Source organism: uncultured Ruminococcus sp., from assembly GCF_947301925.1.
Classification (GTDB): domain Bacteria; phylum Bacillota; class Clostridia; order Oscillospirales; family Ruminococcaceae; genus Ruminococcus.
In genome coordinates, this window is sequence record NZ_CAMYUE010000028.1 from 1 (window position 1) to 14,947 (window position 14,947).

At 49.9% G+C, this 14,947-nt stretch carries 18 protein-coding genes and 1 pseudogene; all 19 read right to left on the reverse strand.

Annotation, left to right across the window (positions count from 1 at the left end; all coding sequences use genetic code 11):
• Positions 1-178: 178 nt before the first annotated feature.
• The gene (locus Q0Y65_RS15425; RefSeq protein WP_297961829.1) at positions 179-601 is read right to left on the reverse strand and encodes a hypothetical protein; all 423 of its coding nucleotides are present in this window, start codon (positions 599-601) and stop codon (positions 179-181) included.
• A gap of 4 nt (positions 602-605) precedes the next feature.
• Entirely contained in the window at positions 606-1,142 is a 537-nt protein-coding gene (locus Q0Y65_RS15430) for a hypothetical protein (protein WP_297961832.1), read from the reverse strand.
• A 111-nt stretch (positions 1,143-1,253) separates the two neighbouring features.
• Positions 1,254-2,162: an ornithine carbamoyltransferase gene (gene argF, locus Q0Y65_RS15435; protein WP_297961835.1), complete on the reverse strand. Its 909-nt coding sequence runs from the start codon at positions 2,160-2,162 to the stop codon at positions 1,254-1,256.
• A 26-nt stretch (positions 2,163-2,188) separates the two neighbouring features.
• Complete coding sequence (locus tag Q0Y65_RS15440; protein ID WP_297961838.1) at positions 2,189-2,653, reverse strand: hypothetical protein; 465 nt, start codon at positions 2,651-2,653, stop codon at positions 2,189-2,191.
• Between the two features lie 2 nt (positions 2,654-2,655).
• Positions 2,656-3,825 (reverse strand): aspartate aminotransferase family protein, encoded by a 1,170-nt coding sequence (locus Q0Y65_RS15445; protein WP_297961841.1) that lies wholly within the window; start codon positions 3,823-3,825, stop codon positions 2,656-2,658.
• A 148-nt stretch (positions 3,826-3,973) separates the two neighbouring features.
• Positions 3,974-4,840 (reverse strand): acetylglutamate kinase, encoded by an 867-nt coding sequence (argB, locus tag Q0Y65_RS15450; protein WP_297961845.1) that lies wholly within the window; start codon positions 4,838-4,840, stop codon positions 3,974-3,976.
• 17 nt (positions 4,841-4,857) lie between these two features.
• Positions 4,858-5,499 (reverse strand): hypothetical protein, encoded by a 642-nt coding sequence (locus tag Q0Y65_RS15455; protein WP_297961848.1) that lies wholly within the window; start codon positions 5,497-5,499, stop codon positions 4,858-4,860.
• A gap of 33 nt (positions 5,500-5,532) precedes the next feature.
• Entirely contained in the window at positions 5,533-6,285 is a 753-nt protein-coding gene (locus Q0Y65_RS15460) for a hypothetical protein (protein ID WP_297961851.1), read from the reverse strand.
• Between the two features lie 17 nt (positions 6,286-6,302).
• Complete coding sequence (locus tag Q0Y65_RS15465) at positions 6,303-6,551, reverse strand: hypothetical protein (protein ID WP_297961853.1); 249 nt, start codon at positions 6,549-6,551, stop codon at positions 6,303-6,305.
• A gap of 167 nt (positions 6,552-6,718) precedes the next feature.
• Positions 6,719-8,014, reverse strand: a complete 1,296-nt coding sequence (gene argJ / locus Q0Y65_RS15470; RefSeq protein WP_297961855.1) for a bifunctional glutamate N-acetyltransferase/amino-acid acetyltransferase ArgJ — start codon at positions 8,012-8,014, stop codon at positions 6,719-6,721.
• A gap of 30 nt (positions 8,015-8,044) precedes the next feature.
• Positions 8,045-9,223 carry a nucleotide disphospho-sugar-binding domain-containing protein gene (locus tag Q0Y65_RS15475; protein ID WP_297961857.1) on the reverse strand — a complete coding sequence of 393 codons (1,179 nt, stop codon included), beginning with the start codon at positions 9,221-9,223 and terminating at the stop codon, positions 8,045-8,047.
• 92 nt (positions 9,224-9,315) lie between these two features.
• Positions 9,316-9,741 carry a contact-dependent growth inhibition system immunity protein gene (locus tag Q0Y65_RS15480; RefSeq protein WP_297961860.1) on the reverse strand — a complete coding sequence of 142 codons (426 nt, stop codon included), beginning with the start codon at positions 9,739-9,741 and terminating at the stop codon, positions 9,316-9,318.
• Between the two features lie 28 nt (positions 9,742-9,769).
• Positions 9,770-10,723 carry an N-acetyl-gamma-glutamyl-phosphate reductase gene (gene argC / locus Q0Y65_RS15485; RefSeq protein WP_297961863.1) on the reverse strand — a complete coding sequence of 318 codons (954 nt, stop codon included), beginning with the start codon at positions 10,721-10,723 and terminating at the stop codon, positions 9,770-9,772.
• A gap of 28 nt (positions 10,724-10,751) precedes the next feature.
• Positions 10,752-12,179 (reverse strand): DNA recombination protein RmuC, encoded by a 1,428-nt coding sequence (rmuC, locus tag Q0Y65_RS15490; protein ID WP_297961868.1) that lies wholly within the window; start codon positions 12,177-12,179, stop codon positions 10,752-10,754.
• 39 nt (positions 12,180-12,218) lie between these two features.
• A complete protein-coding gene (locus Q0Y65_RS15495) occupies positions 12,219-12,512 on the reverse strand; it encodes a hypothetical protein (RefSeq protein WP_297961871.1) in 294 nt (97 codons plus the stop codon).
• A gap of 40 nt (positions 12,513-12,552) precedes the next feature.
• Complete coding sequence (locus Q0Y65_RS15500) at positions 12,553-12,804, reverse strand: hypothetical protein (protein WP_297961874.1); 252 nt, start codon at positions 12,802-12,804, stop codon at positions 12,553-12,555.
• A 1-nt stretch (position 12,805) separates the two neighbouring features.
• Entirely contained in the window at positions 12,806-14,185 is a 1,380-nt protein-coding gene (argH, locus tag Q0Y65_RS15505; protein ID WP_297961877.1) for an argininosuccinate lyase, read from the reverse strand.
• A 13-nt stretch (positions 14,186-14,198) separates the two neighbouring features.
• Positions 14,199-14,642 (reverse strand): GNAT family N-acetyltransferase, encoded by a 444-nt coding sequence (locus tag Q0Y65_RS15510; RefSeq protein WP_297961880.1) that lies wholly within the window; start codon positions 14,640-14,642, stop codon positions 14,199-14,201.
• Between the two features lie 170 nt (positions 14,643-14,812).
• A pseudogene (locus Q0Y65_RS15515) lies at positions 14,813-14,947 on the reverse strand (argininosuccinate synthase); the annotation flags it as partial.

Here is a 14,947-nt window from a genome sequence, read left to right on the forward strand (position 1 = left end):
GGAATCTCAAGGGTCGTTACTTTTTATTCGCATTGTTCAATTTTCAAGATGCTGTGGAGTCTGCCCGAAGACTGTTGCCCTCAGGCGACTTAATTATTATATCATGTCACAAGGCGTTTGTCAACTAAAAGAATGCGATGGTTTTTCTTCTTTTTTTGGTTATGTTTTACAAGGTATGTTATTTCATATATGTATAGAAGAACCTGACCGCAAATATCACTCCCATAACCGCCAGTGCGGCGGCTATCCTTATGTGGCTGTCCACATTCTCCTCAAACCTGAACTTTTTCGGATTCTTCGGGTCGCAGAGTATCAGATGTGTGGAGCCCGTTTTCAGCGGCCGGGAATACGCAGCGCTGTCCTTCTCCTTGTAGGCCTTGCCGTTCACCTCATATTTCATGGTATGGGTATAGTGGCTGACGCGTTTTGTCGTGCGGACTATATGACCTATAAAGCCCACTTTTCTCTCCACCTCGGAAACATCCAGCACCTCCGCCTTTGCTGTTACGCCGAACTTCTTATAATAAAGCAGAACCGCCAGATATATGCAGCCCGCTATGGCGATTACAATGCCCATACAGGCAAGTATAAGATTGTACATTTTATCACCTCATATTATTCAAAAATCCGCTGTCCTCGACATATCCCTCAGCCTTCTGCGGGTACAGAGTTTCCGCGTAACGGTATATCTTCATTAATTCAAATTCTTCAAATCTGCCTGCCATCAGCTCGGTTATTTCCTTTTTGCCAATCGCGCTTTTGAAGTGATGAGCGTCCGCATTTTCTTCATCTTTGTATGAAAAGGTCAGATCAAGCATATTTCGCGTACCTAAGCGGCTATAGTAAGACTGTATATGATAGGAGAAGCTCTCCACCTTTGCAAGGTCTATCTTCCAGCTGTAAAACACCCATATGCACCTGATAACGCCGTCATCACCAAGCTTTATCAGCGTTTTTGTCGAGCCCACCACTTCTATCAGCAGTATACCTGCCGTCATTCCGGCTAAAATGCCCGGAAATGCATAATCAGCCATCTTTTCACTGCCGGCCAGTCCCAGCGGGACCAGAAAAAGTCCGAAGGCCAGAAATATCGCTATTGCCTCTATCATTGGCGGCACATATTTTATCCTCAATGTTTTCATAATAATCCCCCATATCATTTCGCAAAAAGCGGACAGTTCCCCAACTGTCCGCTTTATTCAGCAATCGCTTTTCTCAGGCGGATAATACCCGCCCCTACAATAGCTAACGGCTTAGTTTGCCATGAGCTTGACCATTACTGCCTTCTGAGCGTGGAGACGGTTCTCGGCCTCCTCGAAGATCTCGTTTGCGTGAGCCTCGAATACCTTCTCGGTGATCTCCTCCTCACGGTGTGCAGGAAGACAGTGAAGCACCATAGCGTCGCTGTGAGCCTGAGCCATGAGCTCGTCGTTGATCTGATAGCCTGCGAAGGCCTTCTTACGCTTCTCAGCTTCGCCCTCCTGACCCATGGAAGCCCATACGTCTGTGATAAGGACGTCTGCGTCCTTTGCAGCCACCATAGGAGTATCTGTCATCTCGAACTTGTCGCCGTACTTTGCAGCGAACTCCAGTATCTCAACAGGGGGCTGATAGTCCTCGGGGCAAGCGATAGACACGCTCATGCCCACCTTGAGGCAGCCTACTATCAGTGAATTGGCCATATTGTTTCCGTCGCCGATAAAGCACATCTTCAGTCCGTCAAAGCTGCCCTTGAACTCGCGGATAGTCATGAGATCAGCAAGCACCTGACAGGGGTGACAGAAGTCTGTAAGGCCGTTGATTATCGGGATCGAACCGTACTGTGCCAGATCCTCTACCTCCTTCTGCTCGAAGGTACGGATCATTATGCCGTCTATGTAGCGTGAGAGCACTCTTGCGGTATCCTGTACGGGCTCTCCGCGGCCGATCTGGAGATCGTTTGAGGAGAGGAACAGCGGATAGCCGCCCAGCTGGTACATACCTGTCTCGAATGATACTCTTGTACGGGTCGAAGCCTTCTGGAATATCATGCCGAGGGTCTTTCCCTTCAGATGAGGGTGGGGTATGCCGTGCTTCAGCTCATACTTGAGCTGGTCTGCAAGGTTAAGTATGTCGATGATCTCCTCGCTGCTGAGATCGAGCATTTTAAGTAAGTGTTTCATATCTTTATCCTTTCAAAGTGTTATTTCTATTTGTTCATCTCGCCGAAGGCCTTGTCGATAGCCACGGCGAAAAGGGGTATATAGTCGTCAAAGGCGGTATTCTCTATTTCGATGTCGTACTTGAATTCGCCGTTCACGGCGGTGAGAGTATGGATATGACCGACGCTTGTTCCGTTCCTGAATATCTCGAATTCCTTTCTGTCCTTGCTTCTGAGCTCAAAGGAGAACTCCTTGCCTCTGGCCACGATAGTAGGATCAAGGAAAAGGGACTTGCACTCCATGGAAAGGAACACGTTATCGTTTAGAATTATGGTAAAGCCCGGCTTTTTGTCATCGCCCGTCTGGACAAGAGTATAGAGGTTGTAATAATTATTGCCGTCCATGAGATTATATCTCGAACCGAAGCCTTTTTTCCTGACACTGTACAATGTCTTGCCGCTTCTGTCAGTGGCTATATATTTATTTCCCTTGCCTGTTACCTGCAGCTCCATAATCATTCCTCCAGTATCTCTATCAGAATTTTCAGTCCGTCCTTCAGTTCATCGTAGGAAATAGTCAGCGGAGGCAGAAGCCTTACCTTCTCCTTTGCGGTAAGTATGAGGAGCCCCTTTTCAAGAGCCTTTGCCGCCACGTCGTGGGCGTCCTTGTTCTTCAGGGTAATGCCGATCATGAGGCCCATACCGCTTACTGCGGCCACCTCGCTGCATTTACCGATCTCGCTCCTGATATATTCTGCCTTCTTTGTCACGTCCTCAAGGAAGCCCTTGCTCTCTATCCTGTCAAGGACAGCCAGACCGCCTGCACAGGCAATGGGGTTGCCTCCGAAGGTGGAGCCGTGAGTTCCTGCCGTCAGGACTCCGCTGCACTTTTCGTTCACAAGGCAGGCGCCCATGGGAAGACCTCCTGCTATGCCCTTTGCCAGTGTGGTTATATCGGCTTTCTTGCCGAAGTGGTCTCCTGCCAGGAATTTGCCTGTACGTCCCACGCCGGACTGTACCTCGTCCGCAATGACGAGGATATCCTTTTCGGCGCAGAGCTCATACACCGCTTCAACGAATTCCCTGCTGAGAACGTTCACGCCTCCTTCGCCCTGAATGTACTCCAGCATGACTGCACATACGGTGGTATCCTCCAGCTTTGCCTTCAGATCGCCGATATCGTTGGCGGTCACGTTCACGAAGCCTTCAACGAACGGAAAGAAGTAATTGTGGAACACATCCTGTCCCGTAGCGGAAAGGGTAGCTATAGTCCTGCCGTGGAAGGAATTCACAAGGGTGATTATAGTATGCCTGCCCTTGCCGTATTTATCGAAGCTGTATTTCCTTGCCACCTTTATTGCACATTCATTAGCCTCGGCGCCGCTGTTGCAGAAGAACACCGACTTATAGCCTGCGATATTGCAGAGCCTGTCTGCGAAATCAGCCTGAACCGCTGTGTAGTAGTAATTGGAGCTGTGCTGAAGGGTGCGCACCTGAGCGCACACTGCGTCAGCCCATTTTTCGTCGCAGTAGCCGAGGGAATTTGTACCGATGCCGCTTCCGAAGTCGATGTATTCCCTGCCGTTTTCGTCCTTACAGTGCCTGCCGCTTCCCTTTTCCATTACCAGCGGATAGCGTCCGTAGGACTGCATAACGTGCGAATTGAACTTATCTATTGTATTCATTTAAAGTCCTCCTAATGGCAGACTGCCTATCGGACTTTTTCAGACACACTATTATTATAACGCTGAAAGGCAGTCAAAATCAATCATTGTAGTTTTTTTATAAGTAAATTTTTTGTATACAAGTAAATTATTTTACGAGAAGAAATCCTCACACGAACTGTGTGCCTATTCCTTCGTTGGAAAGTATCTCGATAAGGATAGAATGAGGCACTCTGCCGTCGATGATGACGGTCTTGCTGACGCCGCGTCTGACAGCCTCTACACAGCAGTCTATCTTGGGTATCATGCCGCCCGAGATAATGCCCTGTCTCTTGAGGAAGGGCACCTCGCTGACGTTGACCTCGGGGATAAGAGTGGTCGGGTCGTCCTTGTCTCTGAGGAGTCCTGCTATATCCGTCATGAGGATAAGGTTCTCGGCGCCCAGCTCAGCAGCTATCCTTGCAGCGGCTGTATCGGCGTTGATATTGTAGGTGTTGCCCTCCTCGTCGGTGGCAACTGTAGCGATAACGGGGATATTTCCGTTTGCAAGGGCGTCTGTGATGGGCTTGGTGTTCACCTTTGTGATCTCGCCTACCCAGCCCAGATCCTGACCGTCGTCGGTCTTTTTCTTCTCTGCCATGAGCATCTCGCCGTCGATACCGCAGAGGCCTACGGCGCTGCCCTTGTGCTGAGCCAGAAGCTGTACCAGCTCCTTGTTGACCTTGCCCGAGAGCACCATCTTCACTACGTCAACAGTGGCGTCGTCGGTATATCTCAGACCGTTGACGAAGCGGCTCTCTATGTTCAGCTTCTTCAGCATATCGCTTATCTCGGGACCGCCGCCGTGTACGAGTACCACCTTTACGCCCACCAGCGAAAGGAGGACGATATCCGTCATAACAGCGTCCTTCAGTTCCTTGTTGGTCATGGCGTTTCCGCCGTACTTGATAACAAGTATCTTGTTATTGTACTTCTGTATGTAGGGCAGGGCGTCAATGAGCACCTGCGATTTTTCGTTGTTTGATATCTTTTCCATTTTCCTTTACTCCCTTTTTATTGATCCTGATATATATCGTATTTGCATTTCTGTACCGCTTCGTCCAGTATAGCCTTTAATCTCAGCGGATCGGAAGCATAATATATACCCAAAAACAAACCGTGTTCTGATGTCACAGTGACTATCCTGCCCTGCATGGCCGTCTTTTTGACTTCCTTCAGGCTGATCTCCTGCCAGTTTTCCTGCACCATAGCCAATACTCTCTGGTTGGTGACGGCGTAATTGGCACTGCCGGACAGGCCGCCCAGAGCCAGCCATACTATAATGGAAAGCACGATTATTGCAGGCATTCCAAAAAGCACGAACAAAACCGTAATAATCACCATGTCCCTCGGTAATTCGCCTGCAAGTACTCCCAGGGCAAAAGCAGCTATACAGATTGGAACAACTATCAGCAGCGCTTTGAGCATTTTCTTTTCGGACGCCGGAGTGCCATAGCCTCCTTCAACGTCTCCGTTGCCTGCAACACAGAGTATCTGCTCCTCTTTATAAAGGTAAGGCCGAAACAGCTTTGCGATATATTCTTCTTTGGTCTGAGGTATGCTGCTGTATTCCTCCGAAGCCGCTCCGCCGTTATAGTTTGCGGTATGATCAATGATATGATCGATCTCTTCCTCGTTCTTTTTTTCCCAGAACAACCGTCTCACCTGCCTTACAGTTTGCTGCCGCTGTTATCTTCCGCCGTTATGCAGCATTGCGCCGCGCACAGCGTCCTCGAGTATACGCTTTACCCTTGCGGGATCCTGAACGCCGTTCATTGAACGTCTGATGCTTCCCTGGACCTGGCTGTTCATCGCAGCTGTCCTTGAATCAAAATAAACATTGCCGTAATTATTTTTTGTCATGCTGACGGAGATATTCTTTATATCCTTCAGCAGATGATATATCGGATGTCCGTTGGAACTTAACGTTATAACTCTCATGTCGGTAATGGCATGAACGCCGTTGGAGGCGTTTGTCAGCTTCACCAGAAAAACCACAGCCAGAATAAACGCAATAGGGAACATGAAGCATAAAAAATCGGAAAAGGCGCAGAAGCCCACCATAAACAGCACTCCCAATACGACAAAGCCTGCTATAGTCATATTTCTTGAAGCCGCAGGCGCTCCCTTGGGAGCACGGGTCTTTTTATCATAGCCTCCCACCCACAGCAAGTGCTCGTTGGGAGCCAGCAGAGGCTCGAACCTGCTTTCGAGGCTGGCGTAGCTGTCATAGCCCGACTGCTCGTGATCGGCGTCATTGTATGTCTGCTCGTGACTGTGATCGCACTCCCTGACATTGTTGATATTTTCATAGGACTGCTCATGACTGTGGTCACATTCCGAGCGGTACTCCTTTGACGGAGCTATATAATCATCGTCATACTTTGCGGCATACCGCTCGTTGTATTCGTCGTAGTCCTCGTCTCTTTTTCTGCCGAACATCTATACACCTCTTCCGTTTATTTTCTTCGTTTCATGCGGCTTAAACGCCGTGAGCCATATGTATGCATCACTTTGTCTTTATCCTCGGGAACTATATCCTCCAGACCGTTGTCTCTTTTGACTATGGATATCTGCTTGCGGGCTATCCTGTAAGCCATGACAGGCGAATCTATCGCATAGAACTCAACAAGCTCTGTTTTGTGCGCCGCAATATCGAACCGGGTAAAAAGTCTCAGCAAGCCGATGTTCTTTTCCTCGTTCAGCATATATATCTGAACCCTTAATACGTCCTTCAGGCAGACATATCTCGGATGTCCTGCGTCCTCAAGAGAAATGCCGCGGATATTGGTTATGGCATATGCGCCCCGCTTATTGCCCGGAGAAAAGCGATTCGATATCTGTGCCGTAAAGTTTTTTTCTGTTCATGGAGATCTTAGCTTCTGTAATCTCCGTTTATCTTGACGTAATCGTATGTGAGGTCACAGCCCCATGCAATGGCCTTGCCCTTGCCGTCGCCCAGGGAAATGAGGATCTTGATCTCCTCCTCGCTGAGGATCTTCTTTGCCAGCTCCTCTGAGAACTCTATAACGCAGCCCTTGCGTCCCAGGGGGATAACTCCGCCCTCAGAGGCCATTTCCACGTCTACCTTGCTTATATCGAAATCAGCGTCGGCATAGCCGAGAGCGCAGAATATTCTTCCTGCGTTGGCGTCCTCGCCGAAGATCATGGCCTTGATGAGGCTCGATGTGATGACAGACTTAGCAACCGTCTCGGCTACAGCCTCGGTCTCGGCGCCTCTTACAGCGCACTCGATGAGTTTGGTAGCGCCCTCGCCGTCCCTTGCCATCATTCTTGCAAGATTCATCATTATAGCATAGAGGGCGTCCCTGAACCTGCCGAAATCTCCGTCCTCCGAGGTTATCTTCCTGTTGCCTGCCTCGCCTGAGGCCATAACGCAGACCATATCGTTCGTGGAGGTGTCGCCGTCAACGCTGGCGCGGTTGAGAGTTACCTTTACGATATCGCTGAGAGCGCACTGTATCATCTCGGGAGAGATGTCTGCGTCTGTGGTAAGGAATGTAAGCGTCGTAGCCATATTGGGGTGTATCATGCCGCTTCCCTTGAGCATACCGCCCATGGTGCAGGTCTTTCCGCCCAGCTCGAACTGAACGGCTATTTCCTTCTCGCGGGTATCAGTAGTCATGATAGCCTCAAGAGCTCTCTTGTTTCCGTCATAGGAAAGACCCTTTGCAAGGTCGTCCATAGCGTTGGCTATGGGCTCTATGGGGAGCACCTGACCGATAACGCCTGTGGAAGCAACTACAACGTCGTTTTCGTCGATGCCGAGAGCCTTTGCGGCCAGCTGACACATCTTTTCAGCCTTCTCGACGCCGTCGGGATTACAGGTATTGGCATTGACGGAATTCACGATAACCGCCTGCGCCTTGCCGTCCTTTATATGCTCCTTTGTTACCAGTATGGGAGCGCCCTTCACCTTATTTGTGGTATAGACCGCAGCGGTGCTGCACATCTTGTCTGCCACTATGAGCGCCAGATCGTTTTTCTTCTTTGCTGCGGGGAGCGCATTGTTTGCGGCTGCATTTGCCTCTGCCATTTCTCCAAGAGGCTTGTGCGCCAGACCGCACTGTACTCCGTTGGCCCTGAATCCCTTGGCAGCACACACGCCGCCGTCAACAAAGGTTATACCCTTTACTTCAACAAGCTTCATTCCTTGTTTCCTCCTTGATCGTATATATGATTACGCGAATATTTCTCCGTAAAGCGCTGTTCTGTTGCTTCTTGCCTCCCTGAACGACTTCAGTATCACATCGGCAGCAGCTCTGAATTCCTCTCTCCTGTCATAAGCGGTATCGACTGCATTCTTTATGATATCCGCAGTTATATCTATCTCATGCTTGTTAAGAGCTATGCCCGCATTCAGACCCTCAACGACCTTTGCAACGTCAAACTGGTCAACTGCCTGGGGCACCAGCACCAGTGAAGCGCCGCTTGCAAGTCCCTCCGATGTGGAGTTGAAGCCTGCATGGGTGATGAAAACGTCTACCTGGGGCAGGAGCTGGGTCTGGGGCACATAATTGTAGACAGTGAAGTTTTCGGGGATCTCCTTGAAGGTCTCCTCAATATTCACGAATTTGCCCACCGACATGATGACCTGATACTGCTCCGAGCCTCCGAAAGCCTCGATACAGCGGTGATAGAACTCAAGATCCCTGCCGAAGATAGTTCCCAGTGAGATGAAAAGCAGTCTCTTGTCCGGATCCTTTTTGAAGTCAAAGCTTTCGTCAACGACTCTCTGCTCTATGTGGGGACCGAGGAAATAACAGGTATCGTCTGTGTCCTCGGGCCTTAAATGGAAATACTTTGATGTGAGAAGCAGCTTCTTGAAATTATTGGGAGTGAATATAAGACCCACAAAATCACGCAGGTTAATGCCGTAATGCTGATTTGTCCACTGCAAGCCGATAAGTCTTGCGTTGTCGAACTGGTTCTCGTCGGTAAGTATGAACGAGGGGTAGATCATTACGAACTTCGATGGATCCAGCTTCAGTACCTTGTTCATCTCCTCGATATCGAAGAAGGCGTCAACGATATAGTAATCGTATTCCGTCCTGTCCTTCATCAGCAGCTCCATTACCTCATATGTCGCTCTTCCCACCATAAATGAGTTTATGGCAAAGGGAGGAGCAGTGGGAGGCAGCATCTTTGCCACCTGGCTCACGTCTGCCGAATACACCACCTTTTTCACGGGGATATCATTGAGTCTGTCCGCGAACTCGTCGGTGACGAAACAGGTTATATCATGTCCCAGTGCAGCCAGCTCTCTTACCACCTCAACACTTCCCGTAAAATGACCGTGCAGTATACCGTTCAGCACTGCGATCTTCTTCGGGCTGATCTCTCTTAACGCTTCATTCATTTTTCTTTCCTCCGAATATTTATCCTTTCAATATTCCCCATGCAGAGAGCAACTGTCTCTCCGCCTTTATCCCTGAATCACAGACTCTATCATCAGGTTTCGTTCTCTGTTTCTTCCCTGATCTTCTGCGCGAATTTCGCAATTATATCCATATATTCTTCTTTTTCCTGCTGTGAGCTCCAGTTATGTGATTTCGCCATAAGGCCTGCCTTTTCCAGCACAGGCTCCATCTGGTGATAGTACAGCTTCAGATATTTTTCCTTTCCCGCATAAAGGTTGAACATAAGCTGTCCCTCAAACATCTCCCCGATAAAGGGATCGTCGCTGAGCATTTCGATAGCTCTCTTGATAGCCACCTTCGAGCATATCCTCTGGCGCAGCATACGGCTCACGTCGGAGACGTTGAGCTGATCCTTGGTCTTTTCCATGATGGTATTGAACCACTCGTCCACCGTATAGTCGACACCGTCGTCCTCGATAAGATCGTATTCGTAGATCTCTCTTAGTTTTTTACTCATTTCTTATTCCCCCTGATGTGAAAGAATATCATATTAACCCTGTGGTCTCGTCTATCCCCATCATGATATTCAGGCACTGGACGGCTGCGCCGCTTGCGCCCTTGCCGAGATTGTCGAGACGGGAGCAGAGAAGTATCTGCTCATCGTTTCCGAAGACGAAGACCTGTAATTTATTCTGTCCGCTGAGAGTGTTTGAAGCAAGGAAGAATGCCTTCTGCTCGTCGGCAGACATAAGAGGCATCACCTCTATCATCTTTGCTCCTGCGTAGTGCTCCGCATACATCTCATGTACCTGCTGAGCTGTGACCTTTTTGTCAAGAGTCCTTGTCTGGAGCGGCACGCTTACCACCATACCGCTGAAGTAGTCGCACACCATGGGGTTGAACATAGGTGTGTAGGTGAGTCCCGAAACGGCCTTCATCTCCGGCAGGTGCTTGTGCTGCTGGGAAAGGGCGTACTGACGGGGACTGTTGAACTCAAAGGGCTTGTCATCGCCCTCATATACTGCGATAGCCTTCTTGCCTGCTCCGCTGTAGCCCGATGTGGCATAGGCGAAAACGGGATAGTCTGCAGGGATGATACCGTTGTTCACCAGTGGGTAGACTATGGAAGCGAAGCCGCTGGCATAGCAGCCCGGGACCGCAACCCTGTTGGATCTGATTATCTTCTCCCTGTGAGCAGGTGAGAGCTCCGGGAATCCGTAAGCCCAGTCGGGATTTGTGCGGTGAGCCGTGGAGGCGTCGATTATGCGCACATGGTCGTTGTCCTTGTCGATGAAGGAAACAGCCTCGATGGAAGCGGCGTCGGGCAGACAGAGGAACACATAGTCCGCACTGTTTATGAGACGGGCGCGTTCGGCAGGATCCTTTCTGAGCTCCTCGCTGATCTTCATGATCTCAAGGTCCTTCCTGTCCCTGAAGCGCTCCTGTATTTTAAGGCCCGTAGTGCCCTCCTGACCGTCTATATAGATCTTAACTGACATTTCTTACTCTCCTCTTTCAAAGTATATTTCAGTCTTCGCCGCCCTGAAGCTCCGGCTGGTCGCCGCCGATCACCTCAACCTTGCTGAGGCTCCTGTTGATCTGGCGGGTACGAGTTCCGATAAGCTTTTCAAGGTCGTCGTCCACCTGTCTGACGTGCTTCTGAGTCTTTTCGAGCACCTCGCTGAAGGTGGCGAATTCCTTTTTGACAGCGCCCAGTATAGTCCATACCTCACTGCTCCTCTTCTGTATCGCCAGCGTCCTGAAGCCCATTTGCAGCGAATTGAGCATAGCCGCCATAGTTGACGGGCCTGTGATACTGATGCTGTAGTCTCTTTGCAGTGTGTCCATGAGTCCCGACTTGACCACCTCTGCATAAAGTCCTTCAAAGGGCAGGAACATTATACCGAAATTGGTGGTATAGGGAGGAGCGACGTACTTGCTCTTTATATCCGCCGCACACTTCTTTATCACCGACTCAAGATTCTTCCGTGCGGCTGCGATCTCGTCCTTATTGCCGCTGTCGTAGGCGTCCTGAAGCGCGGAATATGTATCTCCGGGGAATTTTGAATCTATGGGGAGGTAGATATGCTCTCCCTCGCCCTGACCGGGAAGCTTCACGGCAAATTCAACTCTGTTGGTGCTGCCGGGGACAGTGGGGACCTCAGTATCATACATTTCGGGGGCAAGTATCTCTTCCAGTATGCTCCCCAGCTGTATCTCGCCGAGAATACCTCTTGTCTTCACGTTTGTAAGCACCTTTTTCAGGTCGCCCACACCCGTGGCGATGGTCTGCATCTCGCCAAGGCTCTGATAGACCTTTTCCAGCCTTTCGCTGACGAGGCTGAAGGATTTGTTCAGCTGATCCTCCAGCTTTTCGTTGACAGTCTTCTGGATAACGTCCAGCTTCTTCTGGTTTTCTTCCTGTATCATGGAAAGCTGATTCATCATAGTGCGTCTCATGCTTTCCAGCTTTTCGTTATTGGTGGTCTCAAGGGTCTTGAATCTGTTCTCCAGATTGATGAGGGAATCGTTTATGGCCTTTCCGGACTGCTTCTGATTATCGGTTATAAGCTGACTGAAGGTGTTCATTCTCTCACCCAGCGACGACTGAAGATTCTCGTCCACCACCTGACGTATGGAGGTCAGCTTCTTGTCCGTATCGGAGCGTACTTCCGTAAGCTGTCTTTCGATGGCCATGAGCTTTTCGTTATGGCTTTCGCCTATGGCCTTCTGAACGCTGTTTATTCCCTCGCCCATGCTGCGGACGTTGGTCTGGACGCTTCCCGTCATCTCCTCGCGCAGGTCGCGCTGAGAGGAACTCAGGCCGTCCTTTACCGCTATGATGACCTTATCGACATCCACATCGACTTCTCCGCCGCCCATAAACATCTTTACGAGAACAATTGCCAGCAGAATGATCGTTATGATCCCGATAACGATAATTATAATATCCATAAGACTTCCTCCGGATTATGTAATGGACCAATGAAGCTGTCAGTCGTCTGTTATCTCCTCAACAGCGGCCTCACTGCCGCACTCGGGGCAGTATCTTTCATTGTCTATCATGAGCATAGTGCTCCATGTATAGCCGCAGGCCGTACAGGTATGCTTACGTTCTGCGGGCGGCGGTCCGTACACGCATCTGATAACATCGTCCGCAGGCTCATACTTCACGTCGGAAGCCTCTGCGCCGCAGTATCTGCAATACTTATCGTCGCCGATGATCTCGCGGCATCTGCCGCATATCCTCACGAGGGCTTTGCTGCTGTTATCCTTTCTGCGCTTCATTGCACCGCCTCCTTTTATGCGGACGGCGCTGTGCCGTCCCCTACTTTTTTCTGCGTTTGTTGACCTTGCGCTCGTACTTTGCGCGTTTGGGGTCCTCCATATCCGACTTGTCCTCTATCATGGAATGCCATATGCTTATACCAAGGGTAACTATGACTATGAAAGCGAACCAGAAGATATGTGCGCTTGGTATGACTGCTATCCACAGTCCCATTACCAGCTCGCCTATCCCCCATATAACGCCCATAAGTATGGTGAGACCGATAGTAAAGGTGATGTCCTTTTTCTTCATATCAGAGACCCAGAGCCTCCTCCGCCAGAGCTATCTGCTCCTTTACGGCGTCGGGAGAGGGGCCTCCCTCGGACTTGCGCTCGCGGACGCAGGTATCAAGGCTGATAGCCTCGTAAACGTCCTCGGTAAAGAGGTCTGTCATAGCCTGATAGTCCTCAAGGGGAAGGGTCTCAAGAGTGAGCCCCTTCTCGATGCACTGTGCAACGAGGGTACCTGTTATCTTGTAAGCGTCACGGAAGGGCATACCCTTCTTTACCAGGTAATCTGCGCAGTCCGTAGCGTTTATGAAGCCCTTTGCGGCAGCGTGTCTCATGTTGTCCTTGAGTACGCGCATAGTTGCCAGCATGGGAGTGAATGTCTTAACGCAGAGCTTCACGTTGTCCACAGCGTCGAATATAGCCTCCTTGTCCTCCTGCATATCCTTGTTGTAAGCAAGAGGAAGTCCCTTCATCATGGTGAGGAGAGTCATGAGGTCGCCGTTGACGCGGCCTGTCTTTCCGCGGATAAGCTCCGTAACGTCGGGGTTCTTCTTCTGGGGCATGATGGAGGAGCCTGTGGCAAAGGCGTCGTCCAGCTCCACGAACTTGAACTCCCACGAGCACCAGAGGATTATTTCCTCGGAAAATCTTGAAAGGTGCGTCATCAGCAGTGACAGAGCGCAGTTCAGCTCAACGCAGTAGTCTCTGTCGGAAACTCCGTCAAGGCTGTTGGGCATGGGAGCCGTAAAGCCCAGAAGGTCGGAGGTCTGCTTTCTGTTGGTCTTGTATGTTGTGCCTGCAAGAGCGCCGCTGCCCAGAGGACAGTAGTTCATTCTCCTTGCGGTATCCTGAAGTCTTTCCATATCGCGGAGAAGCATCCACACATATGCCATAAGGTGATGTGCGAGAGTTATGGGCTGAGCACGCTGTAAATGGGTATATCCCGGCATTATGGTCTCGGTGTGCTCCTTAGCCATCTTCACCAGAGTAACTGCCAGTTCCTTCACAAGAGCGTAGATCTCGTCGATCTCGTCGCGGAGGTAGAGTCTCAGGTCAACAGCCACCTGATCGTTTCTCGAACGGGAAGTGTGGAGCCTCTTTCCCACGTCGCCCAGACGCTTTGTAAGCTCAGCCTCAACGAACATATGGATATCCTCGGCGTTGGGGTCAAGCTCCAGCTTGCCGCTGTCGATGTCGGCAAGTATGCCCTTGAGACCTTCGATTATGGTGAGGCTGTCCTCCTTTGTGATGATGCCGCAGTCTCCCAGCATAGTGGCGTGGGCGATACTGCCCTTTATATCGTGGCGGTACATACGTCCGTCAAAGGCAATGGAAGAGTTGAAAGCATTTACGCCTTCGTCTACCTGCTTGGAAAATCTTCCTGCCCACATCATATCTGCCATGTTTATTTCTCCTTTATGTATCTATTCTTACAATATCTGCGAGGGATCTGTTTCTGTATACAAGGTCATCTCTTCCGGTAAATCCGATCTTCTCCCAGAAGGCGTTACCATTCTCATTTCTTGAAAAAACGACCAGGGCTACCTTATTTATACCCAGCGATTTCAGTGCGTTCAGGGCTTCGTCCACAAGCCTTGAACCTATCCCGCGACGTCTGTAATCGGGACTTACAGCCGTATGGTAGATGTATCCTCTTCTTCCGTCGTTGCCGGCAATGATAACTCCGGCTATATTACCGTCCTCCTCTGCAACAAAGCAGGTCTCAGGATTCCTTGCAAGGTACTTCTCTATACCTTCTCTTGAATCGTCAAGATTGTTCAGTCCCATTCCGGCACAGGAAAGCCACAATGCATAGACCTTATCGTAGTCGCTGATGGTCATAAGCCTTATCGTTACCATATTATCCCTCTTTTCAATTCATAATTCATAATGCTCAATTCATAATTATCCGTTCAGCAATGCTTTAATTATGCATTATGCATTATGGATCATGCGTTCTATTAAATCGTAACAGGCAGGAGAAGGCTCCCCTGCCTGAAACTATTGCTTATTCCTTTGTGAAAAGAGAATTACTTGTTGTTCCTCTTCTTGTCCAGCTGAGCTCTTACCTTTATCGGGAGACCGAAGAGGTTGATGAAGCCTGCTGCGTCAGCCTGGTTGTAAACCTCGTCCTCATCGAATGTGGCAACTTCCTCATCGTAGAG